The 17,683-nt window shown below is 67.3% G+C and carries 19 protein-coding genes; 3 read left to right on the forward strand and 16 right to left on the reverse strand.

Translation table 11 applies throughout. The features are described 5' to 3' along the window. Positions 1-5: 5 nt before the first annotated feature. Genes flgK through flgB form a run of 10 tightly spaced genes read right to left on the reverse strand, consistent with a single transcriptional unit; the run spans position 6 to position 8,917 of the window. Complete coding sequence (gene flgK / locus ACPYIS_RS01205) at positions 6-1,688, reverse strand: flagellar hook-associated protein FlgK (protein ID WP_299018851.1); 1,683 nt, start codon at positions 1,686-1,688, stop codon at positions 6-8. 13 nt (positions 1,689-1,701) lie between these two features. Further along, positions 1,702-2,613, reverse strand: coding sequence for a flagellar assembly peptidoglycan hydrolase FlgJ (flgJ, locus tag ACPYIS_RS01210; RefSeq protein ID WP_058615678.1), 912 nt, complete (start codon positions 2,611-2,613; stop codon positions 1,702-1,704). A gap of 1 nt (position 2,614) precedes the next feature. Further along, entirely contained in the window at positions 2,615-3,739 is a 1,125-nt protein-coding gene (locus tag ACPYIS_RS01215) for a flagellar basal body P-ring protein FlgI (protein WP_058615677.1), read from the reverse strand. Positions 3,740-3,774: 35 nt separating this feature from the next. Continuing rightward, a complete protein-coding gene (locus tag ACPYIS_RS01220) occupies positions 3,775-4,470 on the reverse strand; it encodes a flagellar basal body L-ring protein FlgH (protein ID WP_201022714.1) in 696 nt (231 codons plus the stop codon). Between the two features lie 28 nt (positions 4,471-4,498). Then, positions 4,499-5,281, reverse strand: a complete 783-nt coding sequence (gene flgG, locus ACPYIS_RS01225; RefSeq protein ID WP_058615675.1) for a flagellar basal-body rod protein FlgG — start codon at positions 5,279-5,281, stop codon at positions 4,499-4,501. A gap of 12 nt (positions 5,282-5,293) precedes the next feature. Next, a complete protein-coding gene (gene flgF / locus ACPYIS_RS01230) occupies positions 5,294-6,037 on the reverse strand; it encodes a flagellar basal-body rod protein FlgF (RefSeq protein WP_299018854.1) in 744 nt (247 codons plus the stop codon). Between the two features lie 30 nt (positions 6,038-6,067). Further along, positions 6,068-7,336 (reverse strand): flagellar hook protein FlgE, encoded by a 1,269-nt coding sequence (gene flgE, locus ACPYIS_RS01235; RefSeq protein ID WP_299018856.1) that lies wholly within the window; start codon positions 7,334-7,336, stop codon positions 6,068-6,070. 39 nt (positions 7,337-7,375) lie between these two features. After that, on the reverse strand, positions 7,376-8,029 hold the full coding sequence (locus ACPYIS_RS01240; RefSeq protein WP_424858696.1) for a flagellar hook assembly protein FlgD: 654 nt from the start codon (positions 8,027-8,029) through the stop codon (positions 7,376-7,378). Positions 8,030-8,050: 21 nt separating this feature from the next. Further along, positions 8,051-8,455 carry a flagellar basal body rod protein FlgC gene (flgC, locus tag ACPYIS_RS01245; protein WP_058615672.1) on the reverse strand — a complete coding sequence of 135 codons (405 nt, stop codon included), beginning with the start codon at positions 8,453-8,455 and terminating at the stop codon, positions 8,051-8,053. A gap of 12 nt (positions 8,456-8,467) precedes the next feature. Further along, a complete protein-coding gene (flgB, locus tag ACPYIS_RS01250; protein ID WP_058615671.1) occupies positions 8,468-8,917 on the reverse strand; it encodes a flagellar basal body rod protein FlgB in 450 nt (149 codons plus the stop codon). A gap of 165 nt (positions 8,918-9,082) precedes the next feature. On the opposite strand from flgB, the gene flgA reads away from it, so the two are divergent. From flgA to ACPYIS_RS01265, 3 genes are all read left to right on the forward strand, one after another. Beyond that, entirely contained in the window at positions 9,083-9,850 is a 768-nt protein-coding gene (gene flgA, locus ACPYIS_RS01255) for a flagellar basal body P-ring formation chaperone FlgA (RefSeq protein ID WP_424858695.1), read from the forward strand. Positions 9,851-9,943: 93 nt separating this feature from the next. Then, complete coding sequence (gene flgM, locus ACPYIS_RS01260; RefSeq protein WP_424895199.1) at positions 9,944-10,282, forward strand: flagellar biosynthesis anti-sigma factor FlgM; 339 nt, start codon at positions 9,944-9,946, stop codon at positions 10,280-10,282. 5 nt (positions 10,283-10,287) lie between these two features. Beyond that, positions 10,288-10,671, forward strand: coding sequence for a hypothetical protein (locus tag ACPYIS_RS01265; protein ID WP_424895198.1), 384 nt, complete (start codon positions 10,288-10,290; stop codon positions 10,669-10,671). A 39-nt stretch (positions 10,672-10,710) separates the two neighbouring features. On the opposite strand, the gene ACPYIS_RS01270 is transcribed toward ACPYIS_RS01265, so the two are convergent. The 6 genes from ACPYIS_RS01270 to ACPYIS_RS01295 all read right to left on the reverse strand — a co-directional run bounded on the left by ACPYIS_RS01270 (position 10,711) and on the right by ACPYIS_RS01295 (position 17,676). Then, complete coding sequence (locus ACPYIS_RS01270) at positions 10,711-11,430, reverse strand: RNA polymerase sigma factor FliA (RefSeq protein ID WP_058615667.1); 720 nt, start codon at positions 11,428-11,430, stop codon at positions 10,711-10,713. Between the two features lie 50 nt (positions 11,431-11,480). Continuing rightward, complete coding sequence (locus tag ACPYIS_RS01275; protein WP_424858692.1) at positions 11,481-12,119, reverse strand: hypothetical protein; 639 nt, start codon at positions 12,117-12,119, stop codon at positions 11,481-11,483. After that, positions 12,112-13,659 (reverse strand): flagellar biosynthesis protein FlhF, encoded by a 1,548-nt coding sequence (gene flhF, locus ACPYIS_RS01280; protein WP_424858691.1) that lies wholly within the window; start codon positions 13,657-13,659, stop codon positions 12,112-12,114. Before flhF ends, ACPYIS_RS01275 begins: the two co-directional genes overlap by 8 nt. After that, positions 13,656-15,746, reverse strand: coding sequence for a flagellar biosynthesis protein FlhA (gene flhA / locus ACPYIS_RS01285; protein WP_424858690.1), 2,091 nt, complete (start codon positions 15,744-15,746; stop codon positions 13,656-13,658). Before flhA ends, flhF begins: the two co-directional genes overlap by 4 nt. Before the next feature lie 23 nt (positions 15,747-15,769). Next, entirely contained in the window at positions 15,770-16,909 is a 1,140-nt protein-coding gene (locus ACPYIS_RS01290) for an EscU/YscU/HrcU family type III secretion system export apparatus switch protein (RefSeq protein WP_424858689.1), read from the reverse strand. 119 nt (positions 16,910-17,028) lie between these two features. After that, positions 17,029-17,676, reverse strand: a complete 648-nt coding sequence (locus tag ACPYIS_RS01295; RefSeq protein WP_299022344.1) for a protein phosphatase CheZ — start codon at positions 17,674-17,676, stop codon at positions 17,029-17,031. Positions 17,677-17,683: the final 7 nt, after the last annotated feature.

Genomic DNA, 17,683 nt, shown 5'->3' on the forward strand with positions numbered 1-17,683 from the left:
GGTTTTTAGCGGAAGGTGCTCAGCAGCGTGTCGAAGATAGACTGCACCGTCTGCAAGTATTTGGCGCTGGCCTGATAGGCCTGCTGGAATTGCAGCAGCCGAGCGGCCTCCTCGTCCAGGTTGACGCCGGCCTCGTTGGCGCGGCGCTGCTCGGCGTCGCGCGCCTGCGCCTGCGAAAATTCACTCGACGTCTTGGCCTGGTTGACCCGCGAGGCCACCCGAGAAAACGCCGCGACATAGCCGTCGGACAAGGGCGTAACACCGTCGAACAACAGTTTATCGCGCAGCTTCATGATGGCCCGGGCGTTGCTGCCGTCGAATTGGACATTGCCCACGGGCGGGTTGGACGCCGCGGCGAGTTTGACCGGATCGTCGATGGCAAGCGCAATGGTGCCCAGCGCCGTGGCTGCTGGCCGCAGCGCGTAGCGGTCGCCCACCGTACCGCCCGAAAGGGTCAGCGTCAAGCCTTCGAACACGCCGGGGCCGACCGGGACAGCACTCGCTGCACTGGGCACCCAACCCGTGCCGTCCCAGTAGTGGCCGTCGCTGGAGCGCTGGATGGTCACGGTGGTGGCGCTGACGAACGTCAACCAGTAGTCGTCTGGCCGTAACGCCCCCGCATCGTTGACGTTGGCCACGGTGGCGGTGACGGTCGCGCTGCCGCTGTTGGTGACCGCGCCCACGCCGCTGAACGGCCCCGATCCCAACAGCAGTGGCGTGCCCAAGTTGCCTTGCAGATCCCGCCCGTTTTGGTGCTGCTCGTTGAGCGCGACCGCCATCGCCAGTGCCACCCGGCCCAGCTCGGCCTGGGTGCGCGTGATGTCGTCGTTGATGAAGTCCACCAACCCCTTGAGCGAGCCACCCCCGATGAACGCCTGTGGGATGTCGGCCACGCTGTTGCCTTGCTTGAACTGCAACTGCACGCGCCGGTCGCCGTCGAGATCCGCACGCACCACCTGCAGCTGCGCGGCCTGGTTGCCCAGCACCAGGGGCTGGCTGCCCGCCACGAACACCGACACCGTGCCGTCGTCGGCTTCGAGCGTGGTGACCTGGATTTTTTCGCCCAGCTGGGCGATCAGGCGGTCGCGCTGGTCCAGCAGATCGTTGGGCTGGCCGGTGCCCGTGCCGCGCACCCGTGCGATCGAGGCGTTGATATCGGCGATCGCCTGCGCCAAGCGGTTGACGGTATTGGCCTCCTCGACCGCCTGCAGGCGCGCGCCCTGGCTGATGTCGTCGAGCCGCGCCGAGGTATCACGCAGCCGTGCGGTCAGCGCATCGAAGCGGTCCAGCACCACCTGGCGGGCTGCGGTGTCATTGGGCGCGCTGGCGACGTCGCCCCAGGCGTTGAGCGCATCGTTGAGCAGTTTGCCCAACCCGCCTTCGCCCAGCGGAAAAAGGCTTTCGACCGACTGCAGGTAGCGGTAGCGTACCGCGTCTGCGGCCGCCATGCTGCTGGTGCTGGTGGCCTCGCGCGTCAAAAAGGCGTTGTAGCCCTCGCGCACCACGTTGTCGATCTGCACGCCCTTGCCAAAATAGGCCCCCCCGAGAAACTGCCCGGCCACCGCCTGCAGCTCGACGCGCTGGCGTGTGTAGCCCTCGGTGTTGGCATTGGCAATGTTGTGGCCAATGACCTGTAGCACCGCCTGGTTGGTGGTGAGCGCGCGGGTGGCGATGTTGAGGCTGCTCATGGCGTCTTACCCATCAGGCCAGGGCGCGCTGCAGGTGCAGCGTGGTGTTGATGACGCGGCTGAGCTTGGCCGCGTACTGCGGGTCGGTGGCGTAGCCGGCCTGCTGCAAATGCTGCGCAAACGCTTGCGCCGAATGCAGGTTGCGCATGACCGCCTGATAGCGCGGACTTTGGCTGATCAGGCGCGCGTAGTCACGGAACGCCTCGGCGTAGCTGTCGTAGGCGCGAAAGCGCTGCACCAACTTACGCGGCTGGCCGTCGATGTATTCGGTGGTGGTGACCTCCGCCACCTTGCCCTGCCAGCCGGGGCCAGCCTTGATGCCAAACAGGTTGTGCGCGTTGCGTCCGTCGGCCATGCGGATTTCGCTGCGCCCCCAACCTGTTTCGTGCGCCGCCTGCCCGATCATGAACGCCGCCGGGATGCCCGTTTCGCGCGCCACTTGCAGGGCCGCCTCGCGGTGGCGGGCAACGAACGCGGCCTGAGTCGGCGTGGGGCGCGGCACCGCCCCTGCGACCCCGTCAACGTCGGCCGCTGCGGAGGAGGAAACGGCAGGTGCCTGCGCCGCGGCGCCGCGCGGGCTGGAATCGCGCCCCGCACTCATCTGCTGACGCAGCTGGCGCTCGATCATCTCGCTCAAGCCCCCGGGCAGGCCCGTCATTTTCAGCGCCAACTGCTCGTCGAGCAGCTCGGTACCCATTTCCGTGCCCTCGTTGTCCACCAGACCGCTTTTCATCGTCGCTTCGCGCATGGACTTGAGCAGCTCGCGCATGAACAGCGCCTCGAACTGACGAGCGGTCTCTTTGAGCGCCGCCTGCGGATCGCGGCCCGCCGCGTGGCGCAGACCGTCGAGTGCCTGCGCATCGACCGCCAGCCCGCGCGCCGCGCTCGCGGGCACAGCCGTCGGGGACAAGGGTTGCAGCGCCATATCAGAGCACCTCCAACTCAGCCTGTAAGGCGCCGGCGGCCTTGAGCGCTTGCAGGATAGCCAGCAAGTCCTGCGGGTTGGCGCCCAGTTTGTTGAGCGCGCGCACCACGTCCGCCAGTTGCGCCGAGGCCTCTACTTCTAGCAACTTGCCGCCTTCTTGCTGGACTTGGATGTCGGCCTTCTCGGTCACCACCGTCTGCGCGCCCGGCGGGGCAAACGGCGGCGGCTGGCTGACCTGCGGCGTGGACGTGATGGTGATGGACAGATTGCCGTGCGCAATGGCGGCTGGCGACAGTTTGACCGCTTGATTGAGGACCACCGAACCGGTGCGCGGGTTGAACACCACGCGCGCGCGCGGCGCACTGGTCTCGATGGGCAAGTCCTCCAGGCTGGCCAAAAACGCCACGCGCTCGTTGGGGTCACGCGGGGCGCGCACCTGTACCGTGCGCCCGTCCAGCGCTTGCGCCGTGCCGTCGCCGATGGCGCGGTTGATGGCCGCTGCCACCCGTGTAGCAGTCTGAAAATCGTCGGAGCGGATGCTCAGCGTCACCGCGTCGCCTAGCAACAGCGGCGTGGGCACGGTGCGCTCCACCAGCGCGCCATTGGGGATGCGTCCGGCGTTGAGGTGGTTGACGGTGACGCTGCTGCCGCCAGCCGAGGCACCCGCCCCGGCGATCACCAGATTGCCCTGCGCCAGGGCATAGACTTGGCCGTCGGCGCCGCGCAGCGGGGTCTGGATCAGCGTGCCGCCGCGCAGCGATTTGGCGCTGCCCACCGACGACACGGTGACATCGATCGTCTGCCCTGGCCGGGCAAACGCGGGCAATTCAGCCGTCACCAGCACCGCGGCCACGTTTTTCGGCTGCACCGTGGTGCCCGGCGGCAGGCTGATGCCCATTTGCTGCATGAAGTTGGACAGGCTGCGCGCGGTATAGACGTTGTTGCCGTCGCCCGTGCCGTCCAGCCCCACGACCAGGCCATAGCCCACGAGCTGATTGCTGCGCACGCCCTGCACGCTGGCCACGTCCTTGATGCGGCCGCTGGCCTGGGCACTGACCGTGAGCGCCGCCACCGCCAGGCCTGTCGCCACGGCGGCGGTGCGCAAGAGTCGGGTCCATCGGTTCATCGCTCGTCACCTCGTGAACCGATTGTCGAAAAACTTTAGAACGGCAAAAGCGTCAAAAAGAAGCGCGCCAACCAGCCAAATGTCTGCGCATCGGCCGGCGCGCCCCGCCCGCGCGAGAGCACGCGCACGTTGGCCACCTGGGTCGAAGGCACCACGTTGCCGGGCTGGATGGCGCGCGGGTCCACCGTCCCGCTGAACTGCAGCACGTCCACCGCCTGGTTGACGCCGATCTGCTTCTCGCCGATAACGACCAGGTGTCCGTTGGGTAGTACCTCGGTGACGACGGCGGTGATGGTGCCGCGGAAGGTATTGACCGCCTCCGTCTTGCCGTCGCCCTTGAAGGTGTTGCTGGACTTCGCACCGGCGTTCAAGTCTGCCAGTGTGGATGCCCCCAGAAATGGAAACGCGCTCACGCCCGCGCTCAGGCCGCTGTCGCGCTTGACGTCGGTCTTGGCACTCTGGCTGGCCGAGAGCGACTCGGTGATCTGGATCGTCACAACGTCGCCAGGCAGGCGCGCGCGGTGGTCTTCGAATCCGGGGCGATAGGCCTGCGTGGCGTACAGCGACCCGCTGGGCGGCTGCGCCGGATCGGCGGCCACGCGTGGGTAGCGAATGCCATCCTCGGGCGGTTTGGCCAAGTCGACATCTGGGATTTGCGACAGGGCGGCACAGCCGCCCAGCGTCCAGGCCGCCAGTACCGATACGAAGCTCGATCCGTAGCGCGCGATCATGATCATGCTCCTGCACAGAGGCCCGACATCACAGCTGCGTGAGCCGCTGCAACATTTGGTCGGAGGTAGTCACGGCCTTGGAGTTAAGCTCGTAGGCGCGCTGCGTCTGGATCATGTTGACTAGCTCCTGCACCACGTTGACGTTGGAGCTCTCCAAAAACCCCTGCATCACCTGCCCGAAGCCCTCGGCACCCGGCGTGCCCTCGTTGGGAGCCCCCGACGCCTGGGATTCCATGAACAGGTTTTGCCCCATGGGCTCCAGCCCGGCGGGATTGATGAAGTTGGCCAGCGTGATCTGCCCGATGACCTGCGGCTGGGCCTGCCCCGGCACCAACACGGTAATTTGGCCATCCTTGCCGATGGTCAGCGAGCGAGCGTTTTCGGGCACGGTGGGCGAGTCCACCAGCAGGTAGCCCTGGTTGGTGACGATTTGCCCCTGGTTGTTGAGCTTGAAGCTGCCATCGCGCGTGTAGGCCACGCTGCCGTCGGGCAACTGAATCCGGAAAAAACCGTTGCCGTTGATGGCGACGTCCAGGTTGTTGTCGGTCTGCTGCAGGTTGCCCTGGCTGTAGGTACGGGCGGTGGCGACGGTGCGCACGCCCAGACCGATGTGCAGGCCGGTGGGCAGCTGGGCGTTGTCGGCGGTATTGCCGCCTACCTGACGCAGGTTTTGGTAGATCAGGTCCTCGAACAGCGCGGTGCCGCGCTTGAAGCCGGCGGTGGCGACGTTGGCCAGGTTGTGCGAGATGACGTCGAGCTGGGTCTGCTGGGCCGTCATGCCGGTCTTGGCGATCTGCAGCGAATTGATCATGTCGGTTCTCCGTTAGCCGCCCTGCAACCCCAGCAACTGGGCGGCGGTCTGGTCATTCTTCTCGGCGTTTTGCAGCATGCGCATCTGCAGCTCGTACTGGCGGGTGGCGGCGATCATGTCCACCATCGCCGCGATCGGGTCCACGTTGGAGCCCTCCAACATGCCGTCGGCGAGCTGGGCCGCGTCGTCGGCCGGCAGCGGCTGCCCATCAGGGGCGCGAAACAGCCCGTCATTGCCCCGCACCAAGCGCTGCCCCTCGGGCGGCGTCACCAGCTTGAGGCGGCCGATCACCTGCGGGGCTTCGTTGCCCACCTTGGCGCTGACCGTGCCGTCGCGCCCGATGCCGACCTGGGCACCCGGTGGCACCTGGATCGGCGCACCGCCCGCGTCCAGCATGGGTAAGCCGTTGAAGCCAACCAGCGTGCCTTGGGCATTGACTTGCAGCGCGCCGGCGCGGGTGTAGGCTTCAGTGCCATCCAGCGCCTGGATGGCAAAGAAGGCGTTGCCTTCCGCCGCCACGTCCAACGGCCGCCCGGTGTGCTGCATCGCGCCCGGCTTGTCCAAATACCCGGCGGTAGCCTCCAGCGCGTGCACGCGCGTCGTGGCGCCCTCGCCGCGCAGCGGCACGGCACGAAAGGTGGACAGCTCGGCCCGAAACCCGGTCGTGGTGACGTTGGCCAGGTTGTGCGCGATGACCTGGTGCCGGTGCATGGCGGCCTTGGCCCCGGACGCGGCAGTGTAGAGAATGCGGTCCATGATTCACGCTCCGCGGGTTTCGGGCACTGATCAACGCAAGTTGACCAGCGTTTGCTGCACCTGGTCCTGTGTTTTGATGGTCTGCGCGTTGGCCTGGTAGTGGCGCTGCGCGACGATCATATTCACGAGCTCCTGCGTCAGGTCGACGTTGGATTCTTCGAGCGCGCCGGAACGGATCAGGCCAAATCGGCCCGACAACGGCTGGCCAATGATGGGGTCTCCGGACGCCTGCGTTTTTTGCCAGTAGCCGCCATTGATCGGCTGCAACCCCTGCACATTGCGAAACCGGGTCAGCATGACTTGCCCGTTGGCCTGACTGACCCCGTTGGAGTAGCGGGCCGTGATCACGCCGTCCTCTCCGACGGCGATCGACGTCAGCTCACCCGAAGGGTAGCCGTCCTGGGACACCTCATAGACGGCGAATTTGGAGCCAAACTGGGTGACGGTGGCCAGCGCGGGGTTGGCCGGATCGCCGAAATTCAACGCGACATCGATATCGTCCGCCGGCAAGCCGGGGGCGATGGCATCGGTAGCCACCTGGATATTCGTCAGCGAAAGCGGTAGGTTGGGACGCCCAGTCGTCGGATTGAAGTTGATCGTTCCGAGATTGGTTTCGACGGCCGGACCAGGCGGATCGACCGGCTGGTAGACCGACACGGCGTCCCATGCATTGGCCGCCGTCTTGATGAAGTAGATCTGCACCGGAACCGCATTACCCAGTGTGTCGTACAGATTGAGGGAAGTGCCGTACTGCTTGTTCTCGGGCGTCAGCGGCGCGCCGACCGTATCGACCTCGGCCCGCGCGTCCAGGTTCATGGTGAGCTTGAGCTCGGTCGATTCCTTGGGGTCGATATTCTTCCCGGTGGGCAGATTGAGCGGCACGGGTTCGACGGAAGTGGGCCGACCGGTCGTGTCGGTGGCATAACCCAGCAACTTGGCGCCGTTGTTGGTGATGATGTTGCCGTCGCGGTCGAGCTTGAACTCGCCATTGCGGGTGTAGGCGATCGAGCCATCGGTCAGCTCGACCGAGAAAAACCCCTCGCCATTGATCGCCATGTCCAGGTTGTTGCCGGTGATCTTGATATTGCCCTGCGTGAACATCTGGGCGACGGTGGCCACGCTCACGCCGATCCCGCCGTTGCTGCCGCCCGCCGCACCCAGCGAGGCGGCGTACATCTCGGCGAACTCGGCGCGCCCGGCCTTCATGCCCGTGGTATTGGCGTTGGCGATGTTGTGGCCGATGACGTCGAGGTTTTTGCTGGCAGCGTTCAGGCCTGAGAGTCCGGTGCCAAAGCTCATGGTGTGCTCCTGCGGGTAATCGAAAGAAAAAACGGCGATTCAAAGGAAGGCAAGGATTTGGTCGTAGCCCAGCGTCCCGCCATCGGTACGCAGGCGCAGGTTGCCCTCGACCAGACCGACCGACTGCACGCGGTGCAGCGCCAGCGGGGTGGCCGACACCGCCTGGCCACCTTGGGTGGCGACCACGCGCAGGCTGCGCACCCGGTCGGCCTCCACGTCGCCCAGGGGCCACTCGAAGGTCTGCAGCCCCGCGCCGCGCCCCCCGAGGGCGGTGGTGCCCAGCACCTCGCCCGCCGCGCCCAGGATCTCGACGGTGACGTTGTCGGCCGGGCCGGACAGCGTGAAGGCGCCGCGCGCCACCCCGTCGCTGACGACCAGGCCGTTGCCCTCGCTGGCCACCTGACGGCCCACCAGTTGCGCGCCCTGGATGGAGCCGACCATGTTGAACTGCGCCGCCAGCCCTTTGAGGGTTTCGTTGACCTGCTGCAGACCGACCACCTGGTTGATCTGCGCCATTTGGGTGGTCATCTGCGCGTTGTCCAGCGGGTTGAGCGGGTCTTGGTTGTTGAGCTGCGCGACGAACAACTTGAGGAAGCGCTCCTGCGCGGCCTTCGGGTCCATCGAGTCGGCCTGCGCGCCGCCGCGCGCGTTGTAGGCGTCGATCGCGCTCGAGCTCAAGGGGGTCATGAACATGGCGGTCACCTCACGCGGGCATCACTGGCCCATCTGCAGGGTCTTGAGCAGCAGCGTCTTGGCCGTGTTCATGACCTCGACGTTATTCTGATACGAGCGCGCCGTGGCGATCATGTGCACCATTTCCTCCACCGGGTTGACGTTGGAGTAGGTGACATAGCCTTGCGCGTCGGCGCTGGGGTGGTGTGGGTTGAAGACGCGCCGGTTGGGCGCATCGCTCTCGACGATGGTGCGCACCTTGACGCCGGCAGACGCCGGTTCGCCCATCGGCACCGTTTGAAACACGACTTGCCGCGCCTTGTACGCCTGGCCGTCCGGGCCCGCGACCGCATCCGCATTGGCCAGGTTGGACGCCACCGTATTGAGGCGCTGCGCCTGCGCGCTGATGGCGCTGCCCGAGACGTCGAAAATGCGAAACATCGACATGGCGATCTCCCGTCATTGCCCTTGGATGGCCGCCAGCATCGTCTTGACGTGGCCGTTGATGAACCGCAGCGTCGTCTCGTACTGCACGGCGTTGTCCACGAAGTTGGCGCGCTGCTGGTCCAGATCGACCGTGTTTTGGTCCAGCGACGGCTGGGTGCGCACGGTGTAGGCGGGGCGCGCGGCGTCAGTGACGCCGGCCGCGGCAGCGGTGCGCAAGTGACGCGGATCGCTGCCCGCCAGCCCCTGCAACGCCGACGGCACCGCTGCACTGGCCGTCGATAGGGTGGCACCGCGCTCGCGTGCCTGGGCCTGCAGCAGCGCAGTGCGAAAGTCGAAGTCGCGCGCCACGTAGCCGGGGGTCTCGGCATTGGCGATGTTGCTGGCGATGACCTGCTGCCGGTACGCGCGCAGCTGCAGGGCTTGCCCCAGCAAGTCCATGCGCTCGGTCCATCGGTTGAACATATCGGCCTCTACCCGTCGTCGGATGGTGGTGCGCGGTCCGCAGACCGCCTCGTTGCCTGCATTGTCAAAAACTTGAGGGCACGCAAAGCGCCGATAAGGCGAGGGCGCGGCTGGCATTTCCGGGTTTTGCCCGCCACGCGCTGCGCCTACAGTGCAGGGGTGAATATGGCAACCCCACTCCCCCTTGGCTGGCGACACGCCGTGCGGGCGTGGCTGTGCGCGGCAGCCGCGGCCGCCCTGTGGCTGGCCACCGCCCCAGGTTGGGCGGGCGAGGCGTCGGCGCCGGTTGGATCGAGCCCTTGGCGTGAACAGATGGGGCGCTGGCTCGACGGCGAAGTCGCACAGCAGCTCCAGGGCGCGACGGCGGATTTGCCCCTGCGCGCCGAGATCGAAGTGGGCACGCTCGACCCGCGCCTGCAACTGGCCCCGTGCCGGCGCGTGGAGCCCTACTTGCCTGCTGGTACCCGCCTGTGGGGGCGCAGCCGCATCGGGCTGCGCTGCGCCGAAGGCCCCACGCCGTGGAACGTCTTTTTACCGATTTATGTGCGCGTTTGGGGTCCCGGCTGGGTGCTGCGGCGCCCGGTGGCGCCCGGCGAGACGCTGGGCCCTGAACACGCCGAAGCTGCCGAGGTTGACTGGACCGCGTATCGCGAGGCCGTCTTGGTGCGCCCGCAGGATTGGCAGGGCTTGCAGGCCGTGCGTGGACTGGGAGCAGGGCAAGTGTTGCGCACCGGTGTGGTGCGTGCACCGCAGGTTTTCGAGCCCGGCAGCACCGTGCGTCTGCGCCTGGAGGGGCCCGGCTTCGTCGTGATGGCCACCGGCGAGGCGCTGGGCCACGGCCGTATCGGCGAGCCCGTGCGGGTGCGCCTGCCCAACCGCCGCATCCTGGTGGGCACAGTGCTCGATGCCCAAACGGTGGTACTGACCCTCTAATCCACACAAAATCTCAAAAAAGGGGTAAAGTCCGGGCTCATCCCGCCGATAAAGCTCTCGAGCGCCCCCTCTACCCGGGGAGCGGAGAGTGCCATGAAAGTCAACAACTCGCCTGAATCGAAGTTCGGTTTGCCGACTCCGGTGACGCAGCGCATCGCGGAGGGGGTGAGTTCGTCCGCACGCGGCGCGCCTGCTTCCTCCGCCGAAGCGGTCAGCGCCACGGTCAAGTTTTCGCCCGTCACGCAGGCCATGACGAATGGCATCGCGCGCTCGGGAACGGACAGCTTCGATGCCGCCAAGGTCGAGGCCATGCGGACGGCCATCCAGAATGGCAGTTTCTCGGTCAACGCCGAGGTCATCGCCGACAAACTGCTGGGCAGCGCGCGCGAGCTGCTGGGCGTGGCGGCAGCGGGCCCGCGCCGCTCCGCTTGACGCGCATGACCACCCGCTGCGGTGACCCCCTGACCCTGTTGCGCGAGGCGCACGAACAACTCGGCCATGTGCTGCAGTTGGCGCCGCGCCATGCGGCGGGCGAAGTAGATGCAGACCAGTGGGTGGCCGCGTGCGCGGCGCTGGCGCAAGCGTTCGTGGCTGTGCGCGACGCGTGGGGCCGCAGCGGCCCGGGCCAAGCGGCCGCGCCCGAGGCCGCCCGGCTGCTGGAGGACATCGGCAGCCGGCTGCAGCAATTGCAGGAGTTGCAAGCGCGCCTGTCGGGTAGCACCCGCATGGCACTGGCGCAGTTGCTGCCGCAGGATGCGCTGCAGGCGTACTCCCAGCTCGGGCGCTCACGCCCGACCATGGGGCGCGGCGGCTACGGCTGAATACTGGGTGTCTGCGCTTGCCCTGTCGGTGGGACGGGTTCAGTGCTCGCGCAGGCGCGCTCGCAAGCGCGCGATCGCCTGTGAATGCAGCTGGCTCACGCGAGACTCGGTGACGCCTAGCACGGCCGCGATCTCCTTGAGATTCATGTCGTGCTCGTAGTACATGCTCATAACGTACTGCTCGCGCTCGGGCAGCTTGCCGATCGCCTCGACCAAGGCGGCGCGCATGCGCTGGTCCGCCAAAATGGCCTCGGGGCTGCGGTCGGCATCGTCGGGCAAGTGGCGATCCAAAAACCCGTCGTCGTCTTCGCTGCGCGAACCCAGATCTTCCAGATAGACCAGCTGCGTGCCCCGCATGCGCGACAGGGTTTCGTGGTACTCCGCGAGCGACATGCCCAGCTCTTGCGCGATCTCGGACTCGCGTGGGGCGCGCTGCAGGCGCTGCTCCAGCCGGTGGATCGCGCCCTCGATGTCCTTTTGCAGTTTGCGTGAGCCGCGCGACATCCAATCGGCATCGCGCAGCTCGTCGAGCATGGCCCCGCGGATGCGCTGGCTGGCGAAGGTTTCGAACTGCACCCCCATCGACGGCTCATAGCGCGCCAGCGCCTCGGTCAGCCCGATCATGCCGACCTGGATCAAATCGTCGAGCTCGACGCTGGCGGGCAGACGTGCAATCATCAGGTGCGCCAGCCGGTGCACCAGCGGCGCATACTGGCGCAACTGCGCGTCTCGGTCGAGCGTGCCCTTGGGCGTGTACATCGAAAACTCCGGCGGTCGGATCGGCCGCGGTATCGGCACCGGACTGGACGTCAGCATGGCCGCCGTTGCTCCCCCGCAAAAGCCGGTGCTTCCAACACCCAAGCCGCATCCAGGATTCTGCCCAACACGGCCTGGGTTTCGGGTGTGACCGATCCCCGCGCATCATACCCCAGCGCCCAGACCATCGGAGCGACGCCCAGGTGGCTGTCGCAGGTGCGGCGCAGCGCCGACAGGGCTGCCTGCAGCGGCCCTGGCGCGGGCGCCTCGCCACCCCTCGCGACGTCGGGTACCGGATGGTCGCTGGGCTCAGGTAAGGCGATCACCACAGGTCGCAGGCCCATGCCGTGCAGGCGCTTGAGATCCTGGTAGGCCGCCACGAGCGCCGCCGGCTCGGCCGTCAACGCCACCAATGGCCGCCCACCATCGGTGGGCCACCAGCGCAACACCTCGTTGGCTGGCGCGTGCCACAGCCACGCGCCGCCGCTCGGCAGGTCCTCCGGCCAGTGGCCGGGTTCGCCCTCGACCACGGCGCACGGCATGCCCAACGCCTGACACCCCTGGTGCAGCCGCCACAACAACTCCAACGACGCCGAGCCGCGGGCGGCCGCGATCACGGCCAGCACGCGCGTCGGTGGCTGCAGGTGCCACGCCAGCAAGCCTGCCGCTTGGTCGCGGATCGGCTCAAGCATGGGCGGCCCCCTCGGGCTGCCAGCCCGACTGCACCGGATCGGTGAAGAAAAACGGCAATTCGGCGCTGGTGGGGTCGAACGCCGACTTGCCCCGCCCCCCCATCGACAGACGCACCAGCGCGGCGGCGTCGGGACGCTGCCAGTCCTCGGGCACACGCTGGCCGGTGGTCAGCCCGCGCAGCACGGCTTGGTGCCGGATGAGCGCGTCCACCGCCGGCCCCAGTTTGGCGGCCTCGTCGACCTTGGACAGGATCACGCCATGCAAGGGCGTGTCACGGTAGGCCTGAAAGACTTCGTCGAGCGTGTCACCGTGGCTGCCGGCGTTGACCACCAGCAGCTTGCGAATCTGTGGTGCTTGCAACAGCGCCATCATGTCCTGGATGCGCGGGTCTTTTTGCCCCAGGCCTGCGGTGTCGATGATGACCATGCGTTTGTTGGCCAACAGCTCCAGCAAGTCTTGCAGCGCGGCCCGGTCGTGGGCCTGGTGGGCCACCACGCCCAGCATGCGTCCGTAGGCGCGCAGCTGCTCGTAGCCGGCCACGCGGTAGGTGTCAAGCGAGATCAGGCCCACGCTGTTGGCGCCATAGGCCTTGACGCATTGCGCGGCCAGTTTGGCGGCCGTGGTGGTCTTGCCCACCCCAGTCGAGCCAATGAGCGCAAAGACGCCACCCTCGTCGCACAAGTGCCCTGGCTCGCGCGCGACGCGCAGATTGCGCGCCAACACTTCCAGCGTCCAACGCCAGGCATCCGCCGCGCCCAAGTGGGCCGGCAGGCGCTCGAGAACGGCACGTGCCACCGTGGGCGAATATCCGGCCCGGATGAACTTGAGCATCAATGGCGACTGGATCGGATTGAGGCGCGACTGCCCCAGCCATGCCAGGGTCTGGAAGCGCTCCTCCATCATGGCCTGCATGGCGGCCAGCTGTGCCTCGAGCCGGCTGGCGCGGGCCGCGTCATCGGCGGGCACGCGGCGCGGCGTGGCCGCCGCCTGTGGCGCGGACGCAGCGGGCGCACTGCGGCCAAAGGGCAGCACCATCGCGTCGTCGTCGCGCGGCGCCGGCGCTGCGGGCGCGCGCGCCGCGGTGGGGGCGGGCGCCGCCCGCGGAGGCACGGCGGGCCGCGCGGCGCCCGCCGACTCGGGCGCACGGCCCTGCAACGCCTCGCGCCGTTTGCGCAACATGCGCTCGCGCACATATTCCTGGAACGACAGCGTGCTCATGGCCAGCGTCTCGCTGTCTTGGGCCACCGTGCTGTCAGGCGACACCGGGGGCAGCTGCGCTGCCGCCCGCTGTTGCAGGCCGAGTGTGGCGCGTGCCGAGCGTGGCGTCGGTGTCTCCGGTAACGTGGCACGGCTCGCCTGCGCCGCCGGCGTAGCCACCTGCGCGGCGATGGCGGAGAGCTGCTCCTCCGAGGTTGCCACGACCTCGAAACCAGCGTCGGTGGATCGGCTCGACAGGATCACGGCGTGATCGCCAAAAGCGGCGCGCGCCAGCGCCATGGCCTCGCGCGAGTTGGGGGCGACGAATCGTTGCGCGTTCATGCGGGCTCTCCAATGATCGGGCCGATGCGAATGGTGTGGGTATCAGGGATTTCGCTGTGGGCCAACACCTGCAGCCGGGGGGCGGCGCGCTTGAGCAGCCGGGCGATGGCCTGCCGGATGGCGTCGGGCACCAGCAGCACGGCGGGCACGCCGCTTTCCTCTTGCCGCGCCGCCACCTTGGCGGCCGACTGCGTGAGCATGTCGGCGATGCCAGGGTCGAGCGCGCTCATGCCTTGCCCACCGAGCGCCTGGGTCAACAGGCGCTCCAGGCCCGGCTCGATGGCAATGACTTCCAGCTCCTGCACCGGGCCATAGATCTGCTGCACGATGGCCGGCGACAGCGCCTGGCGCACCCGCCGCGTGAGCTCGATCGGGTCTTGCGTCTGGCCGGCGTGCTCGGCCAGCGTCTCGACGATGGTACGGATATCGCGGATGTGCACGCCTTCCTCCAGCAGTAACTGCAGCACTTTCTGGAACACGCCGATGGGCACCATGGCCGGAATCACTTCTTCGATCAGTTTGGGCGCCAGCTTGCGCACGTGCTCGACCAGTTCCTGTACCTCGGTGCGGCTGAGCAGCTTGGCGGCGTGGACCTGCATCAAGTGTGACAAATGCGTGGCCAACACGGTCTCGGCATCAACCACGGTGTAGCCCGCCATTTGCGCGCTTTCACGCTGACGCTCGTCGATCCAGGTGGCCGGCAGGCCAAATGCGGGGTCGCTGGTGGCCTGGCCGATGAGCGGCGTGCGGATGTGCCCTGGATTGATCGCCAGATACTGGCCCGGAAACACCTCGCCTTCACCCACCACCACGCCGCGCAGCGTGATGCGGTAGCCGCTGGGCTTGAGCTCCAGGTTGTCGCGCACGTGCACCGGTGGAGGCAAAAAGCCCACCTCTTGCGCGAATTTTTTGCGTACCCCCTTGATACGGGTCAGCAAGTCGCCCCGCCGGTTGCGGTCCACCAGGGCGATCAGCCGGTAGCCCAGCTCCAGCCCCAACAGATCCACGGGCTGCAAGTCGTCCCAGGTGGCCTCGGTCTCGGCAGGCGCTTGCGCGGCCTGCTGGGCCGCCAGCTCCTGCGGCGAGGGCTGGCGGCGTTGGCGTGCCAACCAGTAAGCCACCGAACCGATCACCGTGGCAAAGAAGAGGAACACACCATTGGGCATCCCCGGCACGATGCCCAGCAACCCCAGAACCCCGGCCGTCACGCCCAGCACCTTGGGCGAGTCGAAGAGCTGGGTCACGATCTGCTCGCCCAGATCCTCTTCCTTGCCCACGCGCGAGACCACCATGGCTGCTGCCACGGAAATGAGCAGACCCGGCACCTGTGCCACCAGCGCGTCGCCGACCGACAGCGTGATGTAGGTGTGCGCCGCCTGCTGCAGCGACAGGTCGTGCTGCAGCATGCCGATGGCAAAGCCACCGACGATGTTGATGAGCAGGATCAAGATCCCGGCGATCGCATCGCCGCGCACGAACTTGGACGCACCGTCCATATTGCCGAAGAAGTCCGCCTCCTCGGCGACCTCGGCACGCCGGCGCTTGGCTTCGGCCTGATCGATCAGCCCGGCGTTGAGGTCGGCGTCGATGGCCATCTGCTTGCCGGGCATCGCATCCAACGTGAAGCGCGCGCCCACTTCGGCGATGCGCTCGGCACCCTTGGTGATGACGATGAAGTTGATCACCACCAAAATCAGAAAGACGATCAGACCGACCGCGAAGTTGCTGCCGATCAAAAAGGTCCCGAAGGCCTCGATCACCGCCCCCGCGGCCCCGGGCCCGGTGTGCCCCTCCATCAGCACGACACGGGTGGACGCCACGTTGAGCGACAGCCGCAACAGCGTCGTGATCAGCAACACGGTCGGGAACACCGCAAAGTCCAGCGCGCGCCGCATGTAGGCCGCCACCATCATCACGGTCAGCGCAATCGCGATATTGAGCGTGAAAAACGTATCCAACAGCCACGGTGGCAGCGGCAACACCAGCATGGCCAGCACCAGCATCACCAGCACCGGCGCGGCCAGCGCCTGACCGTGCCCGCGCAGCGGGCCCAGCGACTGTTGCAGCGATTGCAAAACGGCGTTCATGGTGGGATGGGTTCAGACCAGGATCAGGGGGTGGCGCGGCCGTGCAGCGGGTCCAGTTCGACCGGCACCTGCGGCTGCGGCGGCTTGGGCATGGGGCCCTGACCGCGCAACGCGGCGCGCAACCGATAGACGTAGGCCAGCACCTGGGCCACCGCGGTGTAGAGCGCCGCGGGCACGGGTTGATCCAGCTCGGTGTGGGCGTAGAGGGCGCGCGCCAGCATGGGCGACTCCAGCACCGGCACCTTGGCGTCACGGGCGACGTCGCGGATGCGCAGCGCCAACAGATCGGCCCCTTTGGCGATCACGTGCGGCGCCCCCATGGTGCGCTCGTCGTAACGCAGTGCCACTGCGTAGTGGGTCGGGTTCATGACCACCACGTCGGCCTCGGGCACGCGCCGGATGCTCTGGCCATACGCGATCTCGCGCGCGCGCTCACGGCGCTTGCTCTTGACTTGCGGGTTGCCCTCGGTCTCCTTGTGCTCGTCCTTGACCTCTTGCAGCGACATGCGCAGACGGTGGCGGTAGAGGTATTGCTGCAACGGGACGTCCACCAACGCCACCAGCAACACCACCGTCAACAGCCAGGCGACCCCGACCATGAACCATTCGCCGGTCTGTACCAGCGCCGACTCCAGCGGACGCAACAGCAGGGTGGCGAACGCCTGCAGGTGCGATTCGACGTACAGCGCCCCGATCAGACCGATGAGCGCCGTGATCGCCAGCAGCTTGATCACCTCCACCATCTGCTGGCGCGAAAACAGGCGCTGCAGACCGCTGATCAGACCGATCTTGGACCACTGGGGCAGCAGCGGCTTGGCGCTCAGGGCGTAGGAGCCCGCCGCGACCAGCGCCAGCACGACCAGCGCCACCAGCGCCAGCCCCAGCGGCAGGTAGTAGCCCAGCGCCAATTGCAGACCGTCGGCCAGGCGCTCCAACATCAGGCGCGGCTCGCGCACGCTGGCCCCGTCGAAGCGCAGCCCCTCGCGCATCGCGCCACGCAGCCGCTCGTAAGCCCACGGCAGCGTCACCCACAGCAACACCAAGCCACCGCCCAACACCACCAGGTGCGTCAGATCCCGCGAACGCGGCACCTGCCCCTCCTCGCGCGCCTTTTGCAAGCGACGCGGGGTGGCGGGTTGGTTTTTGTCTTGGGTCGATTCCATGGCGGCCGAGCGGTGGCTGTCGGCCGCATTGTCCGGGGCGGGATCGGATTTCTAAAGCGCCAAAAGGCGCGAGAAACCCGCCACTTCCCGGCTTGTCCGCCGTGCGGGGCGGGCAGACGTCAAAAACCGAGGCTGGCCAGCAGGTCGTCCACCTGCGCCTGGCTGGTCACGACGTCCGAGCGCCCTTCCGGGTTGACGACCGGACCCGATAGCTCGGGGTGGCGCGCCGACTCGGGCGCGGCGGGCGTGTTGGCGGATTCGCTGCCCGCCGAGGGTGCCGTCTCGATCAACAATTGCAGCAGCTGCTGCTCCAGCGTTCCGGCCAGCGCCACCACTTTTTTGATCACCTGGCCCGTCAGGTCGTGGAAGTCCTGCGCCATCATGATCTCGGTCAGGTGGTGGTCGGTGCGCTCGGCCGCTGCTTGAATCTCGCTCGACCACTGCAGCAACTCGGGCATGGCCCACTTCAGCCCCGGCACCGCGCCGATGGTCTCGACCAACTGACGGCTGCTGTCGATGACCTTTTGCTGCTCGGCCTTGGCTTCGTCCACCCGGTTGAGCACCTTTTCTGCCGCCTCGCCCGTCAGGCGCGCGATGTACTCCAGGCGGCTGCGCGCGTCCGGCAATTCGCCGACCGCGTCTTTGAGCGCGGGCATGTAGCCGAGTGCCTTGAGCGCCTCGTGCAGCTCGCGGGTGATCTCGCCCAGACGCTGATAAATGTCACCCTTGCCGTCGGCCTTGGGCGCATGGGATGCGGTGTCGGTCATGCCCTCC

Source organism: Tepidimonas sp. HKU78, assembly GCF_049860815.1.
Classification (GTDB): domain Bacteria; phylum Pseudomonadota; class Gammaproteobacteria; order Burkholderiales; family Burkholderiaceae_C; genus Tepidimonas.

Bases quoted from the DNA above. Each gene is read 5' to 3' on its own strand.
- ACPYIS_RS01220 (WP_201022714.1), bottom strand. From the start codon at position 4,470: ATGATCGCGCGCTACGGATCGAGCTTCGTATCGGTACTGGCGGCCTGG.
- ACPYIS_RS01295 (WP_299022344.1), bottom strand. From the start codon at position 17,676: ATGACCGACACCGCATCCCATGCGCCCAAGGCCGACGGCAAGGGTGAC.
- flgK (WP_299018851.1), bottom strand. From the start codon at position 1,688: ATGAGCAGCCTCAACATCGCCACCCGCGCGCTCACCACCAACCAGGCG.
- flgG (WP_058615675.1), bottom strand. From the start codon at position 5,281: ATGATCAATTCGCTGCAGATCGCCAAGACCGGCATGACGGCCCAGCAG.
- flgE (WP_299018856.1), bottom strand. From the start codon at position 7,336: ATGAGCTTTGGCACCGGACTCTCAGGCCTGAACGCTGCCAGCAAAAAC.
- flgB (WP_058615671.1), bottom strand. From the start codon at position 8,917: ATGTTCAACCGATGGACCGAGCGCATGGACTTGCTGGGGCAAGCCCTG.
- flgM (WP_424895199.1), top strand. From the start codon at position 9,944: ATGAAAGTCAACAACTCGCCTGAATCGAAGTTCGGTTTGCCGACTCCG.
- flgJ (WP_058615678.1), bottom strand. From the start codon at position 2,613: ATGGCGCTGCAACCCTTGTCCCCGACGGCTGTGCCCGCGAGCGCGGCG.
- ACPYIS_RS01270 (WP_058615667.1), bottom strand. From the start codon at position 11,430: ATGTACACGCCCAAGGGCACGCTCGACCGAGACGCGCAGTTGCGCCAG.
- flhA (WP_424858690.1), bottom strand. From the start codon at position 15,746: ATGAACGCCGTTTTGCAATCGCTGCAACAGTCGCTGGGCCCGCTGCGC.
- ACPYIS_RS01265 (WP_424895198.1), top strand. From the start codon at position 10,288: ATGACCACCCGCTGCGGTGACCCCCTGACCCTGTTGCGCGAGGCGCAC.
- flgC (WP_058615672.1), bottom strand. From the start codon at position 8,455: ATGTCGATGTTTCGCATTTTCGACGTCTCGGGCAGCGCCATCAGCGCG.
- flhF (WP_424858691.1), bottom strand. From the start codon at position 13,659: ATGAACGCGCAACGATTCGTCGCCCCCAACTCGCGCGAGGCCATGGCG.
- ACPYIS_RS01240 (WP_424858696.1), bottom strand. From the start codon at position 8,029: ATGTTCATGACCCCCTTGAGCTCGAGCGCGATCGACGCCTACAACGCG.
- flgF (WP_299018854.1), bottom strand. From the start codon at position 6,037: ATGGACCGCATTCTCTACACTGCCGCGTCCGGGGCCAAGGCCGCCATG.
- ACPYIS_RS01215 (WP_058615677.1), bottom strand. From the start codon at position 3,739: ATGAACCGATGGACCCGACTCTTGCGCACCGCCGCCGTGGCGACAGGC.
- ACPYIS_RS01275 (WP_424858692.1), bottom strand. From the start codon at position 12,119: ATGCTTGAGCCGATCCGCGACCAAGCGGCAGGCTTGCTGGCGTGGCAC.
- flgA (WP_424858695.1), top strand. From the start codon at position 9,083: ATGGCAACCCCACTCCCCCTTGGCTGGCGACACGCCGTGCGGGCGTGG.
- ACPYIS_RS01290 (WP_424858689.1), bottom strand. From the start codon at position 16,909: ATGGAATCGACCCAAGACAAAAACCAACCCGCCACCCCGCGTCGCTTG.